The following is a 22,109-nucleotide window of genomic DNA, read 5'->3' on the forward strand; positions in this document are numbered from 1 at the left end:
CGGTTCCTCCCCTGCGAAGCAGGGGAGGTCAGGAGGGGTGCTCGGCTTTCAGATCAAGAGCGAACCCCTCCTCATCCCCTGCAAGCAGGGGAGGGAGTGAAGCGTCGCTGCAAAACACGGGATCGGGTGCTTGCCGCTCAGTCCTGCTGCTTGACGATGCGCAGGCGGGCGGCTTCGATGCCGGGCATGGCGCGTACGGCGCGCAGCAGGTCGGGGACGGCGTCCACGCGCCACTCGTCGCCGAGTTCCAGATCGGCCTGGGCAGCGCCGTTGCGGTAGTTGTGCAGGATCACGGTGGCACGGCCGCCGCGGTAGCCGGTGAGCACGCGCTGCAACTGGGCGGGGAAATCGGGGCTGATGCCGTCGAGCTTCAGGCGCAGCAGGCGGGCGTGTTTGTGGCAGGCCTCGGCCAGCGAGAGTGCGCTGCGGGCGCGCAACTGGAAGCCGCCGCCGGAGAAATCGTCGATGCGCAAACCACCTTCCACGATCAGGATCTGGTCGCGGGTGAGCAGCGGTGCGATCTGCTGGTACAGCTCGCCGAAGAAACTCACCTCGATGCTGCCGCTGCCGTCCTCGATGCGCACGAACGCATCGCTGTCGCCGCGCTTGCGCACGGCGGCGACCATGCCGGCGATCGTCCATGGGGTGTCCGGGCCACGGCGGAAACGGTTGCCGTCGCCATCGTCGTTGCGGCGCGGCTTGGGCGGCTGGTAGCGGTCCACGATCTCGCCCAGCGGGCAGGTGGAGAGCTGCGCCAGTTCACCCTTCCAGGGGTCGGTGGGATGGCCCGAGAGATAGTGCCCCAGGGTGTCGCGCTCGCCCTGCAGCTTCTGCTCCAGTGGCCACTCGGCCACGACGGGCAGCTCGACCTTGAGCACGGGCGTGGCGTTGCCCATCGCCGCGCCGAACATGTCGTTCTGGCCCGACTGCTTGTCGCGCAGGTGCTGCTCGGCCGCCTTCATCGCGTTGGGCAACTGGGCGATCAGGCTGGCGCGGGTAGGCGCCAGGGCATCCAGCGATCCGCAGAGGATCAGCGCTTCCAGCACGCGCCGGTTCAGCCGCGTGGGGTCGACGCGGCGGCAGAAGTCGGCCAGGTCGGTGTAAGCGCCATTGGCGCGTTCGGCCACGATCGCCTCGCAGGCGCCCTGGCCCACGCCCTTGATGGCGCCCAGGCCGTACTGGATCGTCTTTGGCTCGACCGCGACGAACATGTACTCGGACGCGTTGACGTCCGGCGGTTGCACGGCGATGCCGATGGCGCGCGACTCGTCCAGGAAGGTCACCACCTTGTCGGTGTTGTCCATGTCCGAGGAGATCGTGGCGGCCATGAATTCGGCCGGGTAATGCGCCTTCAGCCAGGCGGTCTGGTAGGACACCAGTGCGTAGGCGGCGGCGTGGGATTTGTTGAAGCCGTAGCCCGCGAATTTCTCCATCAGGTCGAAGATGGCGTCGGCCTTTTCGCCGCTGAGCCCGTCCTTGGCCGCACCTTCGCGGAAGATCGCGCGGTGCTTGACCATCTCCTCGACTTTCTTCTTGCCCATCGCGCGGCGCAGCAGGTCGGCGCCGCCGAGCGTGTAGCCGCCCACGATCTGCGCCATCTGCATCACCTGCTCCTGGTAGACCATGATGCCGTAGGTCTCTTTCAGGATCGGCTCGACGCGCGGGTCGGGGTATTCCACGTCCTCGCGGCCGTGCTTGCGCGCCACGAAGCTGGGGATCAGGTCCATCGGGCCGGGGCGGTACAGCGCCACCAGCGCGATGATGTCCTCGAAGCGGTCGGGTTTCGCGTCCTTCAACATGCGCTGCATGCCGGAGGATTCGAGCTGGAACACGGCGACGGTCTGTGCCTTTTTCAGCAGCTCGTACGGTGCCGGGTCGTCCAGCGGCAGCGCGGCGATATCGAGCGGCTCTTCGCCGGTCTTGGCGCGACGCGCGTTGATCGCCTTCACCGCCCAGTCGATGATGGTCAGCGTGCGCAGGCCCAGGAAGTCGAACTTCACCAGGCCCACGGCTTCGACGTCGTCCTTGTCGAATTGCGTCACCACGCCGCCGCCGCCCGGCTCGCAATACAGCGGGGCGAAATCGGTCAGCGGGGTCGGCGCGATCACCACGCCGCCGGCGTGCTTGCCGGCGTTGCGGGTGAGGTTTTCCAGCTTCAGCGCCAGGTCGATCAGGGCGCGTGCGTCTTCGTCCTGTTCGTAGATGTCGCAGAACTCGCGCACCACGCGCTCGGGTTCCTTCTTCGCCTTCTCCGAGCGGTTCAGCGCGTCGGACAGGGTGAGGTCGAGCGGGCGCGGCGGGATCAGCTTGGCCAGCTTGTCGACCTGGCCGTAGCCCATGCTGAGCACGCGGCCGGAATCGCGCAGCACCGCCTTGGCCGCCATCGAGCCGTAGGTGATGATCTGGCTGACGCGGTCGCGGCCGTATTTGCGCGACACGTAGTCGATCACCTCGTCGCGGCGATCCATGCAGAAGTCGATGTCGAAGTCGGGCATCGACACGCGTTCGGGGTTCAGGAAGCGCTCGAACAGCAGGTCGAATTGCAGCGGGTCCAGGTCGGTGATCTTCAGCGCCCACGCCACCAGCGAGCCGGCACCGGAACCGCGGCCCGGGCCGACGGGAATGCCGTTGTCCTTGCCCCAGCGGATGAAGTCCGAAACGATCAGGAAGTAGCCGGGGAAGCCCATCTTCACGATCACGTCCAGCTCGCGCTCAAGCCGCTGGTCGTAATCCTCGCGCGTGTGATTGTTGGCCAGCGGCGCCAGCGCCAGGCGCTGCTGCAGGCCTTCGCGCGAGAGTTCGCGGATGTAGCTGTCCAGGTCGTGGTCGCCCGGCACCGGGAAATCGGGCAGGTAGTAGGTGCCGAATTTCAGTTCCAGGTTGCAGCGTTTCGCCAGCTCGACGGTGTTTTCCAGCGCCTCGGGCAGGTCGGCGAACAACGCGGCCATTTCTTCCGGGGTTTTCAGGTATTGCTGGTCGCTGTAGTCGTGCGGGCGTTTGGGGTCGGCCAGCACGCGGCCCTGGTTGATGCACACGCGCGCCTCGTGCGCCTCGAAGTCGTCCTGCTTCAGGAAGCGCACGTCGTTGCTGGCCAGCACCGGCAGGTTGAGTCCGGCGCCCAGCGCCAGCGCCTGCGTGTTCCAGTTTTCCTCGCCCTCGCGACCGCAGCGGGTCAGTTCCAGGTACAGCCGGTCGGGAAACAGTTGCGCCATCGTGCGCAATTTCTCCAGGGCTACGGACGTGCCCTGGTTCTGCGCGATGCGGCCGATTTCGCTGTCGCGGCCGAGCAGGGCGATCAGGCCGGAGGTGGTTTCCGCGGTAAGCCAGGCGGCGTCGACCAGGGCGCGGCCGCCGTGCTGGCCATCGCGCCAGGCCCGCGAGACCAGCCGCGACAGGTTCAGATAACCGGCGTGGTGCTGGCATAGCAGCGTGAGGCGCCAGGGGCGGGGATCGTCCGGCGAGCTGATCCACAGGTCGCAGCCGCCGATCGGCTTGATGCCGGCCGCGTTGCACGCCTTGTAGAACTTCACCAGCGCGAACATGTTGCTGTCGTCGGTCAGCGCCACCGCGGGTATGCCATCGCGCACGCAGGCGCCGACCAGCGCCTTGATGCGGATGGTCGAATCGACCAGCGAGTATTCGCTGTGCAGGTGCAGGTGGGTGTAGCGGACGGTCATGCAGTCTTACGCGCTGAATCCATGCAGGCTACCGGGCGCCCTGCGCATCGGCAAGATTGACATGTGCGCGGTTTGCGCCAAACGGCGCCCGTACTGGCGCCAGCCCTCAGAGCAGTGGCTGTTGCAGCAATCGACCCACCGGGGCAAAGCTGCGCCGGTGCTGGCGGCACGGGCCCAGTTGTTGCAGCGAGGCCAGGTGCAACGGGGTGCCGTAGCCCTTGTGTGTGGCGAAGCCGTAGCCCGGATAGTCGTCTTCCATCGCCACCATCAGGCGGTCGCGGCTGACCTTGGCCAGGATCGATGCGGCGCTGATCGCCGGCACGCGCGCGTCGCCACCGATGATGGCGCGGCCGGGGCAGGGCAGATCCTTGGGCAGTTGGTTGCCGTCGATGAATGCTTCCTGCGCAACCACGCTCAGCCCGGCCACGGCGCGGCTCATGCCGGCCATGGTGGCGTGGAAGATGTTGAGGCGGTCGATCTCTTCCACCTCGATCATCACCACGCACCAGGCCAGCGCGCGTTCGATGATCTGCGGATACAGGGCCTCGCGCTTCACTTCGGTGAGTTTCTTTGAATCGTCCAGCGCCTTGATGGGTCGCGACGGATCGAGGATGACCGCCGCCACCGCCAGCGGACCGGCCAGCGGTCCGCGCCCGGCCTCGTCGACACCGGCCACCAGCAGGCCCGGGGTAGTTGCGATATAGCCCTTGCGGCGCGAGAACGGGGTGGCGGCACGCGTGCGCGCGGGGCGTTCAAGCACGGGCATGCGCGTGCTCCAGCAGCTCGGCCACGGCCGTGGCAGCGCGGTCGGCGGCGTGGTGGGCGTCGTCGCCGCGCAAGGCCTGGTGCAGGTGCTCGAAGGCGGCCACCACGGCGCCGCGGCGTTCACTGTCGCGGAACAGCGCCAGGGTGGCGTCGGCGAGTTTCTCCGCGGTGCAGTCGTCCTGCATCAATTCAGGCACGGGCAGGCCGGGCAAGCCTTCGGCGCGCGCCAGGATATTGGGCAGGGTGAAGATGTCCGTCTTCAACATGTTCAGCGCGCGGGCGATGCGGTAACTCATCGGCGCCACGCGATAACCCACCACCATCGGCCGCTTGGCCAGCATCGCCTCCAGCGTGGCGGTGCCGGAGGCGAGCAGGACCATGTCGGCGGCCATCATCGCCTCGTGGGCGTGGCCATCGAGCAGCAGCGGTGCGGTTTCATCGCGCGTGCCGTTGGCCAGCATGGTCTTCAGCATGGCGTGCACCTGCGGGTTGGCGGCGGGTATCACCACACGCAATCCCGGGATCGCGGCCGCCACGCGGTGCGCGGCGTCGATGAAAAGCTGGCCCAGTCGCGACAGCTCGGAAGGGCGGCTGCCGGGCAGCAACGCCAGCACGGGCGCTTCCTGCGGCAATTGCAGTGCCTCGCGTGCAGCCACCCGATCGGCCACCAGTGGAAAACGGTCGGCCAGCGGATGGCCCACGAAGCGGGCGTCGACACCGTGCTTGGCGTAGATCGCCGGCTCCATCGGAAACAGGCACAGCACGCGGTCGGCACTGCGGCCGATCCGGGCGGCGCGCTTTTCCCGCCACGCCCATACCGACGGGCTGACGTAATGCACCGTGCGCAATCCGGCTTCTTTCAGGCGGCGCTCGACGGCGAGGTTGAAGTCCGGGGCGTCGATGCCGATCACCACATCGGGCCGCGTCTTCAACAAGCGGGCAACCAGCGTGCGGCGCAGGCGAAGCAGCCGCGGCAGATGCTTCAGCACCTCCACGAAACCCATCACCGACAACTCGCGGATGTCGTGCCAGGACTCGAAACCCTGCGCCTGCATGCGCGCGCCGCCGATGCCCACGAAGCGTGCTTGCGGGTAGCGTCGGCGCAGGGCCTCGATCAGGTCGGCGCCGAGCTGGTCGCCGGAGTCTTCGCCGGCGATGATGGCGATGGTTGGGGCAGAGGCGTCGATGTTTTGCATTTTCGCCCCTCCAAATCAGAGCAAGAGCGCGTGTTTGATTTCGCGATAAGCGCGATGCGCTTATCGCGCCAGCGCCCGCTCGCTGCGGTCGATGAAGTCGAGCATGGCGCGCACGTCGTCGCTTTCGCGGGCCTGCGTGGCCAGTTGCTCGCGCGCTTCGGGCAGCGACAGGCCGGCCATGTACAGCGTGCGGTAGGCGCGCTTGATCGCGGCGATCCGTGGCGCGTCGAAGCCGCGGCGTTTCAGGCCCTCGCTGTTGATGCCACGCGGGCGGCCCTGCTGCTCGTTGGCCATGGTGACGAACGGCGGCACGTCATGGCCGACCAGGCAGCCCATGCCGATGAACGCGTGGGCGCCCACCTTGCAGAACTGGTGCACGCCCGAATAGCCGGAAAGAATCGTCCAGTCGCCGATTTCCACGTGCCCGGCCAGTGCCGAGTAGTTGGAAAACACCACGTTGTTGCCGATCTGGCAATCGTGCGCGATATGCACGTAGGCCAGCACCCAGTTGTCGTTGCCGAGGCGGGTGAAGCCGCCGCCGTCGCCGGTGCCGCGGTTGATGGTGACGAACTCGCGGATAAGGTTGCGGTCGCCGATCACCAGCTCGGTATGCTCGCCGCCGAATTTCTTGTCCTGCGGGTCGCCGCCCAGCGAGGCGAACTGGGCGATGCGATTGTCGCGGCCGATGCGGGTGGGGCCCTCGATCACCACATGCGGCCCGATCACGGTGCCTTCGCCGACGTGCACGTCCGCGCCGATCACGCTGTACGCGCCGATGCCGACATTGGCGCCGATGACGGCAGCCGGATCGACCTGGGCGGTGGGATGGATCGAGGCGGGCTGGGTCATTTCTCCGCCCTCGCCGCACACATCAGTTCGCAGCAGGCTACCTCCTTGCCATCCACCACCGAGCGCGCAAGGAACAGGCCCATGCCGCGCATCACGCGCTTTTGCGTCACTTCGAAACGCAACTGGTCGCCGGGCACCACCGGTGCGGTGAAGCGCGCGTTGTCGACCTTCACCAGGTAGAACAGCGGCGCCTCGATCAGGCCCTTGGAGCGGTTGCTGAGCTGGGTCAGCAGGCCGGCGGCCTGCGCCATCGCCTCGATGATGAGCACGCCGGGCATCACCGGGTGGTTCGGGAAATGGCCGTTGAAGAAGGGCTCGTTGATGGTGACGTTCTTCAACGCCACGATGCTGGTTTCCGGCACGATCTCGATGACCCGGTCGACCAGCAGGAACGGATAGCGGTGTGGCAACAGCTTCTGGATCTGTTCCACAGTCACCGGCAAGGTGATCGCCGGGGTGTTCTCACTCATGATTCTTGTCCTTTTCCAGCGCCGCCAGGCGGCGCGCGTACGCGTCCAGGTGTTTGAAGCGCGCGGCATTCTTCCGCCATGGGCGGCTTTCCTGCAACGGTACCCCAGATGAATATTCGCCCGGCTCGTGGATCGAATGGGTGACCAGGCTCTTGGCGGTAATGGTAACCCGATCAGCCAGTTCCAGATGGCCGAGCACGCCGGCGTTGCCGCCGATCATGCAATAGCGGCCGATTTTCGCGCTGCCGGCCACCGCCGCGCAGCCGGCCATCGCGGTGTGCGCGCCCACGTGCACGTTGTGCGCGATCTGGATCTGGTTATCCAGCCGCACGTCCTCTTCCAGCACGGTATCTTCCAGCGCGCCGCGGTCGATGGTGGTGTTGGCGCCGATCTCGCAGTCGTCGCCGATGCGCACGCCACCCAGTTGCGGCATTTTTACCCAATGGGCCGGACCAGGGCCGCCACGGTCGAACGCCAGGCCGAAACCGTCCGAGCCGATCACCGCGCCCGGATGGATCAGCACGCGCTGGCCCAGCGTTACGCGAACCACCAGCGTCACCCGCGCCACCAGGCGTGAATGCGCGCCCACGGTGCAGCCGTCGCCGATGATGCAATGCGGTCCCAGCACCGCGCCGTCACCGATCATGGCGTCGTCGCCGATCACGCAGCACGGTCCGATGCTGGCGCTCTGGCTGACCCGTGCCGTTGGCGCGACCACCGCGCTGGGATGGATGCCCACCGGCGCCGACGGCAAACGTTCGAACAGCGCCGCGATTTTCGCGTAGGCCAGGTACGGGTCGGCCGCGACCAGCGCGGCGCCCGGGCACTCGGCCAGGTTTTCCGCGCGGACGACCACGATGCCGGCGCCGCTGGCAGCCAGCTTGGCGGTGTACTTGCTGTTGGCGAGGAAGCTGAGCTGGCTCGGTCCCGCCGCCGCCAGGGTGCCGACGCCGTCGACACGCACGCTCGCGTCGCCATGCGGTACGAGGCCGAAGCGCTCGGCCAGTTCGGCCAGGGTGTAGCTGGGGGTCGTGCTCACGGTCATCTCCGAAGGCGCGAGGGACGCGAAACGGAAAAGCGCGGCATCGCCGCGCTCCTTTCCAGCGTTTGCGGGAGGTCCGGTATCAGAACTGGCTCCCGAAGGTGAACTGGACCCGCTCCTCGTAGTGGTGGTCCTCTTTCTGCGAGCGGATTGGTACGGCCAGGCTGATGATCAGCGGGCCGATCGGCGCCTGCCACTGCAGCGACAAACCGGTCGATGCGCGCAACTGCTTGGCGTCGAAGCTCTGGTAGTCCTTGTACGCATTGCCCACGTCCATGAACCAGGACACGCGGGCCGTGTTGATGTCCTTGAGGAACGGCAGCGGGATGAACACCTGCGCCGTGCCGAGCACCTTGAACGCGCCGCCGATCGGTTGTGCGTAGGAGTAGTAGCCGCCGGTGCAGGTGCCGTCGGGGTTCTGTGTGGCGCGGGGGCCCACGCAGGAGCGTGGACCCAGTGTGTTGTCCTGGAATCCACGCACGTCGCGCACGCCGCCGGAGTAGAAGTTCTGCCAGAACGGGAAGTCATTGCGCACGTCGGTCAGGACGTGGGTGGGATCTTCCTTCGCGCTGGCAGCTTTCAGTGCTTCGAACTGCGCGTCGCTGATGCCGTTCCTGCCGTAGCTCTGGCCGTAACCGACCTGGCCATCCAGGTACAGCACGAAGCCCAGGCCGACCGGCCAGTAGTGGTTGGCCTGCGCAAAGAACTTCCAGTACTTCGCGGTCGAACCGGGCAGGGCGACATCCACCGACGCCGCCAGCAGGCCACCACGGGTGGGTGCCCAGTAACCGTTGCGGGTGTCGTGGTTCCAGCCGACCGTGCCGGTCCAGGCGTGCTCGGTGCGATTTCCGAGCTGGTCCTGGTATGCCACGAACTGCGGCGGGCTGTAGAAGCTGGTGACGATGCGGTTGCTGCTGATGCCAAGACCCAGGCGCAAGCTGTCGGTTTCGCCGAGCGGCACGCCCAGGTAGGAGGAGAACGCCTTGGTGCTCGTCTCGTAGTTGGCCAGTTCGGTATTGCCGTAATCGGTCTTGGAATAGGTGGCGTTGTAGCCGATGCCAATACCGTTGTCGGTGAGGTACGGGTTGTAGTAGTTGAGGTTGAAGCGGGTGTAGTAGCTGCTGCGCTCACCGCTGATCGCAAAGCTGTCGCCGCTGCCGAACAGGTTGTTCTGCGACACCGAGGCCGACAGGATCATGCCCGAATACTGCGAATAGCCCACGCCGAACTGCATGCTGCCGGCCGACTGCTCCTCGACCTTGACCGTCACGTCGACCTTGTCCTGGGTGCCGGGGACCAGCTTCTTGTCGATGTCCACCTTCTTGAAATAGCCCAGCCGCTGCAGACGGATCTTGGAGCGGTCGACGGCGGCCTGCGAATAGAACGTCCCTTCAAGCTGGCGCATCTCGCGGCGCAGCACGCCGTCTTCGGTGCGGGTATTGCCCTGGAAGACCACGCGGCGCACGTACACGCGCTGGCCCGGTTCGACGTACAGCGTGAGGTCGACCGTGCGCTTTTCCTTGTCCAGCTTGGGAATCGAGGTGACCTTGGCGAACGCGTAGCCGAGGTTGGCCAGCAGTGCCTTGATGCCGTCGGTGCTGGCTTCCACCAAGGCCCGGTTGAAGGTGTCGCCCGGTTCCACGATGACCAGGTGGCGCAGCGTGGATTCCGGCAGGATCAGGTCGCCCAGCAGCTTCACGGCGGTGACCTTGTAAATCTCACCTTCCTTCACGTCGGCGGCCACGTACATCGTGCGTTTGTCCGGCGCGATCGTCACCTGGGTGGAGTCGATGCCGAAGTCGGCGTAGCCGCGGTTCATGTAGTAGGACTGCAGCTTTTCCATGTCGCCGGAAAGTTTTTCGCGCGAGTACTGGTCATTCTTCGAATACCAGGACGTCCAGTTGGTGGTGCCCGATTCGAAGTCGCTGCGGATTTCCTTGTCGGTAAAGGCGTGGTTGCCGAGGATGTTGATTTCCTTGATCTTCGACACCTTGCCTTCGCGAATCTCGATTTCCACCGCCACCCGGTTGCGATCCAGGTGGGTGACATGCGGCTCCACCGACACGTTGTACTTGCCGCGGTTGTAGTACTGGTGGATCAGTTCCTGCCGGACCCGGTCCAGCGCCAGGCGATCGAAGGTCTCGCCTTCGGCCAGGCCGATTTCCTTCAGGCCTTTCTTCAGGTCTTCGGACTTGATGTCCTTGTTGCCGCGCAAGGTGAGCTTGCTGATCGACGGCCGTTCGACCACCTTGATCACCAAAATGTTGCCTTCGCGGCTGAGCTCCACGTCGGTGAAGAACTTGGTGTCGTACAACGCGCGGATGGCCCGCTGGGCCTGCGCATTGGTCATCTGGTCGCCCTTGTCCACCGGCAGGTAGTTGTAGACCGTGCCGGCCGCGATGCGGCTGAGCCCGTCGATGCGGATGTCCGACACCACGAAGGGGGCGAACGCAAACGCGTTGGCGGAGAGGGAGGCAAGCAGGAGCAGGGCGGCGACACGCTTCATCGTCGATTCCGATGGGTTATTTGGATGAGGCAGCCTGTGCGGCCACCTCGATCAACAGTGAAGCTAAGGACGAATCCCGCTTCGAGAAAGTACTGACACGTGGCCGTGGTGCATCGCGAGGTCCGCCGTCGCGATGCCACGCACAGTGGCGTGCCGCGGTCATGAGCTTGTCGTGAAGCGCTGGCGTCACGACAGCAGCATGCGGTGAATATCGTTGTAGAACGCCAGCCCCATCAGGGTGAACAGCAGCGCCAGGCCGATGTACTGACCGACGATCATGACCTGTTCGCTGACCGGACTGCCTTTGACCAACTCGACAAGGTAATACAGCAGGTGGCCGCCGTCCAAGACCGGGATCGGCAGCAGGTTGAGAATGGCCAGGCTCAGCGACACCAATGCCAGGAATTGCAGGAACCACGGCAGGCCCATGCTGGCTGATGCATTGGCCACCTCGGCGATGCCGATCACGCCGGAAAGGTTCTTCGTCGACGCCTCGCCGGTGAGCATCTTGCCCAGCATGCTGAACGTCTGCGTGGTGTTGCGCCAGGTGGTTTCCAGCGAAGCACCCAACGCGCGCAGCGGGCCGTAATGCAGGGTGGCCAGTTCGGTTACCGGCGAGCCCACGCCCATCACCCAGCGCGCCGGCTGGCCCTGCAGCGATTCGAAGCGGGTGGTGACATCCATCTTCAGCGGTTGGCCGTTCCGGTTGACCACCAGCGCAAGCGTGGGCGATGTTGCCGCCTCCTTCTGCACCAGCTCACCGAACGCCAAAAAATCCGTTGCCGCCTTGCCGTTGACGCTGACGATGCGGTCACCCCCCTGCATGCCTGCCAGCGCGGCCGGCTGGCCCGCCATCACGGTGGCGGCGATGGCCGGCGGCGGCGCCAGTTTCAAGCCCAGCGTGTCGAGGTAATGGCCCACGTCCTGCCCGGCGGGCAATTGATTGAGCGGCAACACCAGCTGGCGTTGCGCACCATCGGCGTCGCGTACGGTCAGCGGCAGCGGTTGGCGGCCCAGCAGGGCGTTGGCCACCGCCGCCATGGAATCGCTCCAGGTCGACACCGGCTCGCCATCGACCGCCAGGATGCGATCGCCCGGCTGCACGCCAGCCACGGCGGCCATGCTGTTTGGCGTGGCGGTCACCACGGGCGCCACGTCGGGCTTGCCCAGCATGAACATCGCCCAGAACGCCACGATCGTGAAAATCAGGTTGAACCCGGGGCCGGCCGCCACGATGGCGATGCGTTTCCACACCGACTTGCCGGTGAATTCCTGCGCGCGCAGTGCGGGGTCGACCTCGCCCTCGCGGGCATCGAGCATCTTGACGTAGCCGCCCAGCGGGATCGCCGCGATCTGGTATTCGGTGCCGTCGCGGCCGACCCGTTTCCAGATCGCGCGGCCAAAGCCCACCGAAAAACGCAGCACCTTGACGCCACAGCGGCGCGCGACCCAGTAATGGCCAAATTCGTGAAAGGTCACCAGCACGCCAAGCGTGACCAGCAACCAGAATACCGAGCCGAAGAAGGAAGTCATCAAGTGCCGAAGTTGAGGAAAATCGCGGGCTACAGAATATCAGCAAGCATGCTGCAGAACGCGACGGGCCGCGGCGCGGGCGATCCGGTCGCGTTCACATAGCGCCCCCACATCGACCACGGCTTGCCCCGGCAGTTCCGTCAATACGCTCTCGACGACGTCGGCGATCGACAGGAAGGGCAGCGCGCCGGCGAGAAACGCCTCCACGGCGACCTCGTTGGCGGCGTTGAGTATCGCCGGGCTGTCGCCACCGGCACGCAAGGCCTGATAGGCCAGCGCCAGGCAGCGGAAGGTCGACAGGTCCGGTGCTTCGAACGCCAGCGGCGCGCAGGCGGCCAGGTCCAGCGACGGCACGCCCGATTCCACCCGCTCGGGCCAGGCCAGCGCGTGGGCGATGGCGGTGCGCATGTCCGGGTTGCCGAGCTGGGCCAGCACCGAGCCGTCGACGTATTCCACCATCGAGTGCACCAGGCTCTGCGGATGCACCAGCACGTCGATGGCATCGGCGGGCGCGCCAAACAGGTGGTGCGCCTCGATCACTTCCAGCCCCTTGTTCATCAGGGTGGCCGAGTCGACGGAAATCTTGCGGCCCATCACCCAGTTCGGATGTTTGCAGGCCTGGTCGGGGGTGATGCCGGCCAGTTCGGCGCGCGTGCGACCGCGGAACGGGCCGCCGGAGGCGGTGAGAATCAGCCGTCGCACGCCGCTGCGGGTCAGCTCGGGGCGCCCGCCGGGCAGGCACTGGAATACCGCGTTGTGCTCGGAATCGACCGGTACCAGTGCGCCGCCGCCCACGCGCACCGCTTCCAGCAGCAGCGCGCCAGCCATCACGATCGATTCCTTGTTGGCCAGCAGCAGGTGCTTGCCCGCCTGCGCCGCGGCCAGCGTGGAGTCGAGCCCGGCGGCCCCCACGATGGCGGCCACCACGGTGTCGCACAGGGTGCCGGCGGCCGCGTCGGTGATCGCCTGATGGCCGCTGGCAACGTCGCAGCGCACGCCGGCCGCGGCCAGGCGTCGGGACAGTTCCGCTTCCAGCGCGGGGTCGGCGATCACCGCCAGGTCGGGCTGGTGGCGCACACACAAGTCGGCCAGCACGGCGACTTGCCGGTTGGCGGTCAGTACGGTGGCGCGGAAGCGTTGCGGGTGGCGCGCGATGACATCCAGCGTATTGCCGCCGATGGAACCGGTGGCGCCGAGTACGGCGACCTTCTTCATGCCTGAGGACCCATCACTTCAGAGGCCCAGCAGCCACAGGCCGGCGGCAAACACCGGCAAGGCGGCGAAGACGCTGTCCAGGCGGTCCAGCAGGCCGCCGTGGCCGGGGAAGATGGTGCCCGAATCCTTCACCTTGGCGTGCCGCTTCATCAGGCTTTCGATCAGGTCGCCCACGATGGATGCGGCGACGGTCAGGCACGCCAGTACGGCCAGGCCAACCAGCGAAGCGCCGCGCACATCCAGCAACCAGCCACCGATCACCGCGACCACGGTGCCGGCCACCAGTGCGCCGTAGGCACCCGCCCAGGTCTTGCCCGGGCTGACCTGCGGCGCCAGTTTGCGCTTGCCGAAGGTGCGGCCGCTGAAATACGCGCCAATGTCCGCGCTCCACACGATCAACAGGGCCAACAGCGTCCACCAGTGGCCGTGCGGTTCGCGATCGTGGATCGCCACCAGCGCGATCCAGGCGGGAAAGATGATCAGCGCGCCGGCCATCAGCTTCAGCGCGCGGTTTTCGCTGGTGGGCGCGGCGGCAAACGCGAAATGGCGCAGCCACAGGCAGGCCACCGCCCACCACGCCACGCCCAGCAGCACCAGCGGTATCTCCACGGCGGCATGGCCCCACCACAGCAAGCCGAACACGGCGACCGCCGCCAGCAGCAGCACGATGGACGCCGCGCGGCTCTTCAGACCGGACAGTTGCGCCCACTCCCACCACGCGGCGAGGAAGGCCACGGCGCAAAGCAGCGCGAAGATCGCCGTGGGCGGCCACAGGACGATCGCGATCGCCAACGGGGCGAGAATCAGGGCAGTGAGGACGCGCTGGAGCAGCATCAGGATACCTGGGCAGTGGTGGCGGCGACCTGCTCGCCGGTGCGGCCGTAGCGGCGTTCGCGGCGAGCGTAATCTTCGATGGCCCCGCGCAGGCAAGCCTGGTCGAAATCGGGCCACAGGGTATCGGTGAAATAGAACTCGGCGTAAGCCGCCTGCCACAGCAGGAAGTTGCTGATGCGGGTTTCGCCACCGGTGCGGATGAACAGGTCCAATGGCGGCGCGTCGGCGAGGCTCATCCATTTGCCCAGGCGCGCTTCATCGATCTGGTCCGCTTGCAGCTCGCCACGCGCCACGGCGGCGGCGGCCTGGCGGCTGGCCTGGACGATGTCCCAGCGGCCGCCGTAGTTCACGGCCACGTTCAATTGCAGTTTGTCGTTATCGGCGGTGCGGGTCATCGCCGATTGCATGCGCCGGCGCAGCGGTTCGTCGAACGCGGTGAGGTCGCCGACGAAGCGCAGCCGCACGCCGTAGCCGTGCAATTCATCCACTTCCTTGTCCAACGCACGCACGAACAGGTTCATCAATGCGCCGACTTCATCCTGCGGCCGCTGCCAGTTCTCGCTGGAAAACGCGAACAGGGTCAGTGCCTGCACGCCTTCGCGCAGGCAGGATTCCACCGCCTCGCGCACCGCCTTGCGGCCGGCGTTGTGGCCGAAACTGCGCGGCTGGTGACGGGCCTTGGCCCAGCGGCCGTTGCCGTCCATCACGATCGCGATGTGGCGCGGCACCGCCGCCGCCGGCACGCTGGTCATGCGGCCGGCCGCGCGTGCCGGGTTACAGCGGCGGCAGCCGACGGGCTCATCATCAAATCGCCATCAGCTCGTCTTCCTTGGCTTTCACCACGGCGTCGACGTCCTTGACGGCCTTGTCGGTGAGCTTCTGGATTTCGTCGTCCACGCGGCGATCGTCGTCTTCCGTGATCAGCTTTTCCTTGAGCAGGTCCTTGACCTGCTGCAAGGCGTCGCGGCGCACGTTGCGGATGGCGATCTTCGCGTTTTCGCCTTCATGGCCGACCATCTTGGCCAGCTCGCGGCGGCGCTCCTCGGTGAGCGCGGGCAGGTTGAGGCGGATCACGGTGCCGGCGGTGGTCGGCGTGATGCCCAGGTCGGAGGCCATCAAGGCCTTCTCGACCGGCGCCACCATCTGCTTTTCCCATGGCGTGATCACGATCGTGCGTGCGTCGGCCAGGCTGACCGACGCGACCTGGGTCAGCGGCATGTCGGAGCCGTAGTACGGCACCTTGATGCCGTCAACCAGCGCGGTGCTGGCGCGACCGGTGCGCAGGCGCAGCAGATCGTGCTTGAGGGAGTCGATGCTTTTGCCCATGCGGGTCTGGGCATCGTTCTTGATGTCATTGAGCATGTGGCGTTTCCCGAAGAGCTCTGGCAAGCAGACGATTATAGCAGCCGGGTCAAGCCGGCCGGCAGCGTTGCTGGCCTCAATCGCCGCAAACCAGGGTACCGATCGCTTCGCCGCGCATGATCCGCATCAGGTTGCCCGGCACGGTCATGTCGTAGATGCGCAGCGGCATCTGCTGGTCGCGGCACAGCGCGATGGCGGCCGTGTCCATCACTTCGAGCTTGTGCTCGATCACCTTGTCGTAGCCCAGTTGCTCGTAGCGCACGGCATCGCTGTGCTTGGCCGGGTCGGCGGTGTAGACGCCGTCGACCTTGGTGGCCTTGAGCAGCAGGTCGGCGCCGATTTCCACCGCGCGCAGTGCGGCGGCCGAATCGGTGGTGAAAAACGGGTTGCCGGTGCCTGCGGCGAACAGCACGATGCGGCCTTTCTCGATGTGGCGGATGGCGCGGCGGCGGATGTAATCCTCGGCCACGTCGTGGATCTGGATGGCGCTGGTGACGCGGGCGAAACCGCCGCGTTTCTCGATCGCATCCTGCATCGCCAGTGCGTTCATCACCGTGGCCAGCATGCCCATGTGGTCACCGGTGACGCGGTCCATGCCCGCTGCGGCAAGGCCCGCGCCGCGGAAGATGTTGCCGCCGCCGATCACCACGCCGATCTGGATGCCGGCGCGCTGCACCTCGATGATCTCGTCGGCCAGGCGGCCGATCACCTTCGGGTCGATGCCGTAATCGGCGTCGCCCATCAGTGCCTCACCGGAGAGTTTGAGCAGGATGCGGTGGTACTTGTGCGGGTTGCTCATGAGGACTCCGGATTGTGTGGGGTAAACCGGCATATTGTAGCGGAGCAGCGGAACGATGAGTGACTGTAGTGGGAGCGGGTGGCGCGCGATCGGGCATGAATGGTGAGCCGTCAGGCGCGCCATCTTTCTCCCTCCTCCCCTGCGCGGCAGGGGAGGGGAAGGCCGCCCACGAAAAAGGCCGCGGTTTCCCGCGGCCTTTTCGCTTTCAGCAGTTTGTGTCGGCGATTACGCCAGGCCGGCCTGCTTCATCACTTCGGCGGCAAAGTCCTCGGTGGCCTTCTCGATGCCTTCGCCCACAGCCAGGCGGGCAACGGAGATCACGTCGGCGCCATCCTTCTTCAGCGCGTCGGCGACGGTCACATTGGTGTCCAGCACGTACGGCTGGCCCAGCAGGGTGACCTCGGAGATGATCTTGTTGACCTTGCCGGCCACGATCTTTTCCAGGATTTCGGCCGGCTTGGCCTTGTCCTTGTCCGACATCTGGCTCAGCGCGATGTCCTTTTCCTTGGCCAGGAAGTCGGCCGGCACGTCATCCGCGCGCACGTACGGCGGGTTCATTGCCGCCACATGCATGGCGATGCCCTTGGCCAGTTCCTCGGAACCGCCCTTGAGCGCCACCAGCACGCCGATGCGGCCGCCGTGGATGTAGGCGCCGATCACGCCGTCGCTCTCGACGCGCGCCAGGCGACGCACGTCGATCTTCTCGCCGATGGTGGCGATCAGTGCCTTGCCCGCTTCCTCGACATTGGCGGCGCCGGGGTAGGCGGCAGCCTTCAGCGCGTCGATGTCGGCGGCGCCGGAGTTCAAGGCCACGTCAGCCACGGTGTCGCTGAACTTCAGGAAGCTGGCGTCCTTGGCGACGAAGTCGGTTTCGCAGTTCACTTCGACCAGCACGGCCTTGCCGGTGGCCTGGGCAGCCACGATGCGGCCTTCGGCGGCGATGCGGCTGGCCTTCTTGTCGGCCTTGGCCAGGCCGGACTTGCGCAGCCATTCCATCGCGGTCTCGATGTCGCCGTTGTTCTCGACCAGGGCCTTCTTGCATTCCATCATGCCGGCGCCGGACCGCTCGCGCAGCTCCTTGACCAGTTGTGCGGAAATATTGCTCATGGGTTGTCCTCTAATGCTTGAAAGCGCCGGGGCACGCATGCCCCGGCGCGGTTATCGCGTGCGGCGGATGCAACGGCGGCACAAGCCGCCGTCGTCGCGCTTACCTGGCGGCAGGGGCGCCATCGCGCGAGCCACGGCCGCCGTCACGGCGCGGCGCGGACTTGCGCGGGGCGGCGTCGCGGCGCGGGCGATCGACCTTGGCCACCGGGTTGCCTTCCTCGTCCAGTTCGACGAAGTCGTTGCCGTCGCCCTGGGCGGCGGCCGGCGCGGCGGCCTTGCCTTCCAGGATCGAGTCGGCAGCGGCGCGGGCGTACAGCTGGATCGCGCGGATAGCGTCGTCATTGCCCGGGATGGCGTAGTCGACCAGGTCCGGGTTGTAGTTGGTGTCGACCACGGCGATCACCGGGATGCCGAGCTTCTTGGCTTCCTGCACGGCGATGTCTTCGTGGCCGATGTCGATCACGAACAGCGCGTCGGGCAGGCGGTTCATGTCCTTGATGCCGCCCAGCGAGGCCTGCAGCTTGTCGCGCTCGCGGCGACGGGCCAGCACTTCGTGCTTGACCAACTTGTCGAACGAACCGTCGGTCTCGGCCGCTTCCAGCTCCTTCAGGCGCGAAACGGACTGCTTCACGGTGCGGAAGTTGGTCAGCATGCCGCCGAGCCAGCGCGAGGTGACGAACGGCATGCCGGCGCGGGCAGCCTCTTCGGCCAACGGCTCACGGGCAGAACGCTTGGTGCCCACGAAAAGGATGGTGCCGCGCTTCTGCGCCAGGCCCGACAGGAAGTTCATCGCGTCGGTGAACAGCGGCAGGGTCTTTTCGAGGTTGATGATGTGGATCTTGCCGCGGGCGCCGAAGATGTACGGGGCCATCTTGGGGTTCCAGTAACGGGTCTGGTGACCGAAATGGACGCCCGCTTCGAGCATCTGGCGCATGGTGACTTGTGCCATGGGTATTACTCCGATTGTCGGCTCCCTTGAAGGGAACCTGGGGTTGGGACCTCCACGCATCCCCGACTTCGACCGCGACTGCCCGGTTTGTGATGGGCGAGGCGCAGCACCCCGAAGACGGTGCCGATGCGTGTGTGGCGTTGGTTTGGGTGTTGTACCGCTGAGGGTTACAATCCCGGTTCGCTTTGCGCTGGGTAGCTGTCAAAACTGCTACGTCAGATCAGCAAAACTCCGAAATTGTAGCCGGTGCGCCGGCATAGCGGCAAGTCACCGGGTTCCCGAAGGCTTTGTCGCCACCGATTGAAGTGGAAACCATGGCCATCACCCTTAAATCCCCCGAAGACCTCGAAGGCATGCGTGTCGCCGGCAAGCTGGCCGCCGAGGTGCTGGCCATGCTGGTCGAACACGTCAAGCCGGGCGTCAGTACCGAGGAGCTGGACCGGCTCGCCTACGAGCACATCGTCAACGTGCAGAAGGCGATTCCTGCCAACGTGGGCTACCACGGCTTTCCCAAGACGCTGTGCACCTCGGTCAACCACGTGATCTGCCATGGCATTCCGAACGAGGGCAAGATCCTCAAGGACGGCGACATCATCAATCTCGACGTCACCGTGATCAAGGATGGCTGGCACGGCGACACCAGCCGCATGTACATCGCCGGCACGCCGTCGGTGCTGGCCAAGCGGCTGGTCGACACGGCATTCGAGTCGATGATGTGCGGCATCCGCGTGGTGCGCCCGGGCGCCACCCTGGGCGACGTGGGGCACGCCATCCAGCAGCATGCCGAGGGCGCCGGCTTCAGCGTGGTCAAGGAGTATTGCGGCCACGGCATCGGCAAGATCTACCACGACGAACCGCAGGTGCTGCATTACGGCAAGGCGGGCACGGGCGTGGAGCTGAAGAAGGGCATGACCTTCACCATCGAGCCGATGATCAACGCCGGCAAGGCGCAGACCCGCCAGCTGCCGGACGGCTGGACCGTGGTGACCAAGGACCATTCCCTGTCGGCGCAGTGGGAACACACCATCGCGGTGACCGACGACGGCTTCGAGATCCTCACGCCCTGGCCCGATCAATGATCGCGACGTGCGGGAGTCGACCCACGACCTCCCGCACGTAATAAAGTGGCGTGACGTTTCCGGAACCATCCCGCTCATGCCGCCAGCTCCCCCTTCCGTCGCCCTGCCTCCGTTGCCGCGCCTGCCCGTGGCGGTGCCGCGCTCGGGCGTTTCCAGCGATGCGCGCCGCGCCCTGCGGCAATTGCTGGGCGATGTGGATCGCGGCCTCACGGTGGCTTTCCGCGACGGTGCCGACGCCAGCGTGCTGGCGCGCCGGCGCAGCGAATCGGTGGATCGCATGGTGGCCCACGTATGGACGGCCTGCCTGGGCGAGGTCGACAACGCGGCGCTGTTTGCCGTGGGTGGCTACGGCCGCGGCTTGCTGTTTCCGTATTCGGATGTGGACCTGCTGGCGCTGGTCGACGCACCCTCACCGGCGCGGTTGCGCGCGCTGGAGCAGTTCTTCGCCACTCTGTGGGATATCGGCCTGAAAGTGGGCCATGCCGTGCGCGAGCTGTCGCAATGCCGCGAGCTGGCGTCGAGCGATGCCACGGTGTTCACCAGCCTGCTGGATGCGCGCAGGCTGGTGGGTGACCCCGCCTTCGACGCCACATTGCGCACCATCATCGACGACCCGCAGCTGTGGCCCCCGGCGGATTACCTGGCCGCGCGCCTGGCCGAGCGTGACGCCCGCCACGCGCGCTACGACGACACCGCCTACAACCTGGAGCCCAACATCAAGGACGGCCCCGGCGGCCTGCGCACGCTCGACTCGCTGCGCTGGCTGGGTCGCCGGCTGGTGCATGCGGGCGGGTTCGAGGACATGCAGGTCGAGGGCCTGCTCGACCCCGCGGAACGCACCAGCCTGTGCGAGGCGGAGACCACGCTGCGTCGCTACCGCTACGCGTTGCACCTGGAGGCGGGGCGGCCCGAGGAACGGCTGCTGTTCGACTACCAGCGCGCGCTGGCGGCGCGGCTGGGGTTCGAGGACGAGCACGAGAAGAACCTGGGCGTGGAGCAATTCATGCAGGGCTATTACCGCGCGGCCAGCCAGGTGGAACGGCTGGGCGTGCAGGTGGCCGAGCGTTTCGTGGAAATGCTTGAGCCGGCCGGTGACGAAGAGCCCGTCGGTGCGGACTTCGTGCGTTATGGCCGGCGGCTGGCGGCGCGCGATCCCGAACTCTTCATGCGTCGGCCGGCGGCGCTGATCGAGATTTTCATCGCGCGGCTGGATCTGCCCGGCGTGGTCGGTTTCAGTGCCGACAGCATGCGCCGCATCCACCGCGCCACCGCCGTGCACGAGGCGATGCTGGCCACCGACCCCGACGCGCTGGCCGCGTTCCTGCGTTTGCTGCGCCGGGGCGCGCCGGCGGTGGATGCGCTGTGGCGGATGAACCGGCACGGCCTGCTGGCGGCGATCCTGCCCGCGTTCGGCAAGGTCTTCGGCCGCATGCAGTACGACCTGTTCCACGTCTACACCGTCGACGAACACACGCTGCGCGTGCTGCGCAACATGGCGCGCTTCGCCGACCCCGCCGCGAAGCGCGATTTCGCGTTGGGCTGCGAGATCTGGGCCGACATGCCCAAGCCGGAGATCATGCTGCTGTCCGCGCTGTTGCACGACATCGCGAAGGGTCGCGGCGGTGATCATTCGGTGTTGGGCGAGGAGGACGCGCGCGCGTTCTGCACCCGACTGGGGCTTTCGCGCGGCGACGTCGAACGCGTGGCCTGGCTGGTGCGCTGGCATCTGCTGATGAGCACCACCGCCCAGCGGCAGGACATCACCGACCCCGACGTGGTGCAGCGTTTTGCCGAAAAGGTGGAGAACCGCGAACGGCTGGGCCAGCTCTACCTGCTCACCGTGGCCGACGTGATCGGCACCAGCCCGCGGCTGTGGAACGCCTGGAAGGATCGCCTGCTGGCCGACCTCTACCACGCCACGCGCTACGCCATGAGCCGCGACGTGGACCTGCCGCGCGATGCCGGCGAACGGGTGCAGGAATGTGCGGAGTATGCGCTGGCGCTGCTGATGGACCAAGGCGTGGCCGAGGCCGACGTGGAGCGCATCTGGGCGGATTTCCCGCAGCTCAGCTTCCTGCGCCACCGGCCGGAGCAGATCGCGTGGCAGACGGCGGCCATCCTGCGTGCCGGCGGCGGGGTGCCGCTGGTGGCCGTGCACCCGATGTCGGTGCGCGGCAGTACCGAGCTGTTCGTCTACACGCCCGACCGCGACGGCCTGTTCGCCTCCGTCACCGCGATGCTCGACCGGCTGCGTTTCTCGGTGATGGAAGCACGCATCCTCAGCTCGCCCAAGGGCATGGCGATGGATACCTTCCTGTTGCTGGAGGCGGACAGCCAGCAGCCGGCCAACGCCGTGCGTGCCGAGGAACTGCAGCAGCGCCTGCAACGCGCGCTGACCCTGTCGACCGGCGTGCAGCCCAGCAAGCGCAGCATGTCGCGCCATCAGCGGCACTTCCAGACCGCGCCCAAGATCAGCTTCGACGATGCGGGCGACCGCACCCAGCTGGCGCTGGTCGGCACCGACCGTCCCGGCCTGCTGGCGGCGGTGGCGCAGGTGATCCTGGATGCCGGCGCACGCGTGCACGACGCGCGCATCGCCACCTTCGGCGAGCGGGTCGAGGATTTCTTCCTGCTCAGCGACCGCCACAACGCGCCACTCGACCAGGCGCTGCGCGATCGCCTGCTGCATGCCTTGCTGGAACGCATCGGGCCGTCCAAAGACTGAG

General features: G+C 66.6%; 17 protein-coding genes. 2 read left to right on the forward strand and 15 right to left on the reverse strand.

Annotated elements, in window-relative coordinates; all coding sequences use genetic code 11:
• Positions 1–137: 137 nt before the first annotated feature.
• From dnaE to rpsB, 15 genes are all read right to left on the reverse strand, one after another.
• Entirely contained in the window at positions 138–3,677 is a 3,540-nt protein-coding gene (gene dnaE / locus ASD68_RS00515; RefSeq protein ID WP_056602468.1) for a DNA polymerase III subunit alpha, read from the reverse strand.
• Positions 3,678–3,783: 106 nt separating this feature from the next.
• Positions 3,784–4,443 (reverse strand): ribonuclease HII, encoded by a 660-nt coding sequence (gene rnhB, locus ASD68_RS00520; protein WP_156458301.1) that lies wholly within the window; start codon positions 4,441–4,443, stop codon positions 3,784–3,786.
• On the reverse strand, positions 4,430–5,638 hold the full coding sequence (gene lpxB, locus ASD68_RS00525; RefSeq protein ID WP_056602470.1) for a lipid-A-disaccharide synthase: 1,209 nt from the start codon (positions 5,636–5,638) through the stop codon (positions 4,430–4,432). The genes rnhB and lpxB overlap by 14 nt, the downstream gene beginning before the upstream one ends.
• A 60-nt stretch (positions 5,639–5,698) precedes the next feature.
• Positions 5,699–6,487 carry an acyl-ACP--UDP-N-acetylglucosamine O-acyltransferase gene (gene lpxA, locus ASD68_RS00530; protein ID WP_056077516.1) on the reverse strand — a complete coding sequence of 263 codons (789 nt, stop codon included), beginning with the start codon at positions 6,485–6,487 and terminating at the stop codon, positions 5,699–5,701.
• Entirely contained in the window at positions 6,484–6,957 is a 474-nt protein-coding gene (gene fabZ / locus ASD68_RS00535; RefSeq protein WP_056077519.1) for a 3-hydroxyacyl-ACP dehydratase FabZ, read from the reverse strand. The genes lpxA and fabZ overlap by 4 nt, the downstream gene beginning before the upstream one ends.
• Entirely contained in the window at positions 6,950–8,002 is a 1,053-nt protein-coding gene (lpxD, locus tag ASD68_RS00540) for a UDP-3-O-(3-hydroxymyristoyl)glucosamine N-acyltransferase (protein ID WP_056602472.1), read from the reverse strand. Before lpxD ends, fabZ begins: the two co-directional genes overlap by 8 nt.
• 79 nt (positions 8,003–8,081) lie before the next feature.
• The gene (bamA, locus tag ASD68_RS00545) at positions 8,082–10,505 is read right to left on the reverse strand and encodes an outer membrane protein assembly factor BamA (RefSeq protein ID WP_056602474.1); all 2,424 of its coding nucleotides are present in this window, start codon (positions 10,503–10,505) and stop codon (positions 8,082–8,084) included.
• A gap of 186 nt (positions 10,506–10,691) precedes the next feature.
• On the reverse strand, positions 10,692–12,038 hold the full coding sequence (rseP, locus tag ASD68_RS00550; RefSeq protein WP_056602476.1) for an RIP metalloprotease RseP: 1,347 nt from the start codon (positions 12,036–12,038) through the stop codon (positions 10,692–10,694).
• A 39-nt stretch (positions 12,039–12,077) separates the two neighbouring features.
• Positions 12,078–13,253, reverse strand: coding sequence for a 1-deoxy-D-xylulose-5-phosphate reductoisomerase (locus ASD68_RS00555; RefSeq protein ID WP_056602478.1), 1,176 nt, complete (start codon positions 13,251–13,253; stop codon positions 12,078–12,080).
• Between the two features lie 18 nt (positions 13,254–13,271).
• On the reverse strand, positions 13,272–14,087 hold the full coding sequence (locus ASD68_RS00560; RefSeq protein WP_056602480.1) for a phosphatidate cytidylyltransferase: 816 nt from the start codon (positions 14,085–14,087) through the stop codon (positions 13,272–13,274).
• On the reverse strand, positions 14,087–14,839 hold the full coding sequence (gene uppS, locus ASD68_RS00565) for a polyprenyl diphosphate synthase (protein WP_056602481.1): 753 nt from the start codon (positions 14,837–14,839) through the stop codon (positions 14,087–14,089). Before uppS ends, ASD68_RS00560 begins: the two co-directional genes overlap by 1 nt.
• A gap of 52 nt (positions 14,840–14,891) precedes the next feature.
• Entirely contained in the window at positions 14,892–15,449 is a 558-nt protein-coding gene (gene frr, locus ASD68_RS00570; protein ID WP_056077540.1) for a ribosome recycling factor, read from the reverse strand.
• A gap of 76 nt (positions 15,450–15,525) precedes the next feature.
• The gene (gene pyrH / locus ASD68_RS00575; protein ID WP_056602483.1) at positions 15,526–16,248 is read right to left on the reverse strand and encodes a UMP kinase; all 723 of its coding nucleotides are present in this window, start codon (positions 16,246–16,248) and stop codon (positions 15,526–15,528) included.
• A 225-nt stretch (positions 16,249–16,473) separates the two neighbouring features.
• Entirely contained in the window at positions 16,474–17,355 is an 882-nt protein-coding gene (gene tsf / locus ASD68_RS00580; protein WP_056077543.1) for a translation elongation factor Ts, read from the reverse strand.
• A gap of 100 nt (positions 17,356–17,455) precedes the next feature.
• A complete protein-coding gene (gene rpsB / locus ASD68_RS00585) occupies positions 17,456–18,304 on the reverse strand; it encodes a 30S ribosomal protein S2 (protein WP_056077545.1) in 849 nt (282 codons plus the stop codon).
• 314 nt (positions 18,305–18,618) lie between these two features.
• Between rpsB and map the strand changes: the two genes are divergently transcribed.
• Positions 18,619–19,383: a type I methionyl aminopeptidase gene (map, locus tag ASD68_RS00590; protein ID WP_056080717.1), complete on the forward strand. Its 765-nt coding sequence runs from the start codon at positions 18,619–18,621 to the stop codon at positions 19,381–19,383.
• Between the two features lie 76 nt (positions 19,384–19,459).
• Positions 19,460–22,108, forward strand: a complete 2,649-nt coding sequence (gene glnD, locus ASD68_RS00595; protein WP_056602485.1) for a [protein-PII] uridylyltransferase — start codon at positions 19,460–19,462, stop codon at positions 22,106–22,108.
• Position 22,109: the final 1 nt, after the last annotated feature.

Source organism: Rhodanobacter sp. Root627, assembly GCF_001427835.1.
Classification (GTDB): Bacteria; Pseudomonadota; Gammaproteobacteria; order Xanthomonadales; family Rhodanobacteraceae; genus Rhodanobacter; species Rhodanobacter ginsenosidimutans.

What these genes read in the sequence shown, in the direction of transcription:
- dnaE (WP_056602468.1), bottom strand. Translation starts at nt 3,677, where the DNA reads ATGACCGTCCGCTACACCCACCTGCACCTGCACAGCGAATACTCGCTG.
- rnhB (WP_156458301.1), bottom strand. Translation starts at nt 4,443, where the DNA reads ATGCCCGTGCTTGAACGCCCCGCGCGCACGCGTGCCGCCACCCCGTTC.
- lpxB (WP_056602470.1), bottom strand. Translation starts at nt 5,638, where the DNA reads ATGCAAAACATCGACGCCTCTGCCCCAACCATCGCCATCATCGCCGGC.
- lpxA (WP_056077516.1), bottom strand. Translation starts at nt 6,487, where the DNA reads ATGACCCAGCCCGCCTCGATCCATCCCACCGCCCAGGTCGATCCGGCT.
- fabZ (WP_056077519.1), bottom strand. Translation starts at nt 6,957, where the DNA reads ATGAGTGAGAACACCCCGGCGATCACCTTGCCGGTGACTGTGGAACAG.
- lpxD (WP_056602472.1), bottom strand. Translation starts at nt 8,002, where the DNA reads ATGACCGTGAGCACGACCCCCAGCTACACCCTGGCCGAACTGGCCGAG.
- bamA (WP_056602474.1), bottom strand. Translation starts at nt 10,505, where the DNA reads ATGAAGCGTGTCGCCGCCCTGCTCCTGCTTGCCTCCCTCTCCGCCAAC.
- rseP (WP_056602476.1), bottom strand. Translation starts at nt 12,038, where the DNA reads ATGACTTCCTTCTTCGGCTCGGTATTCTGGTTGCTGGTCACGCTTGGC.
- ASD68_RS00555 (WP_056602478.1), bottom strand. Translation starts at nt 13,253, where the DNA reads ATGAAGAAGGTCGCCGTACTCGGCGCCACCGGTTCCATCGGCGGCAAT.
- ASD68_RS00560 (WP_056602480.1), bottom strand. Translation starts at nt 14,087, where the DNA reads ATGCTGCTCCAGCGCGTCCTCACTGCCCTGATTCTCGCCCCGTTGGCG.
- uppS (WP_056602481.1), bottom strand. Translation starts at nt 14,839, where the DNA reads ATGACCAGCGTGCCGGCGGCGGCGGTGCCGCGCCACATCGCGATCGTG.
- frr (WP_056077540.1), bottom strand. Translation starts at nt 15,449, where the DNA reads ATGCTCAATGACATCAAGAACGATGCCCAGACCCGCATGGGCAAAAGC.
- pyrH (WP_056602483.1), bottom strand. Translation starts at nt 16,248, where the DNA reads ATGAGCAACCCGCACAAGTACCACCGCATCCTGCTCAAACTCTCCGGT.
- tsf (WP_056077543.1), bottom strand. Translation starts at nt 17,355, where the DNA reads ATGAGCAATATTTCCGCACAACTGGTCAAGGAGCTGCGCGAGCGGTCC.
- rpsB (WP_056077545.1), bottom strand. Translation starts at nt 18,304, where the DNA reads ATGGCACAAGTCACCATGCGCCAGATGCTCGAAGCGGGCGTCCATTTC.
- map (WP_056080717.1), top strand. Translation starts at nt 18,619, where the DNA reads ATGGCCATCACCCTTAAATCCCCCGAAGACCTCGAAGGCATGCGTGTC.
- glnD (WP_056602485.1), top strand. Translation starts at nt 19,460, where the DNA reads ATGCCGCCAGCTCCCCCTTCCGTCGCCCTGCCTCCGTTGCCGCGCCTG.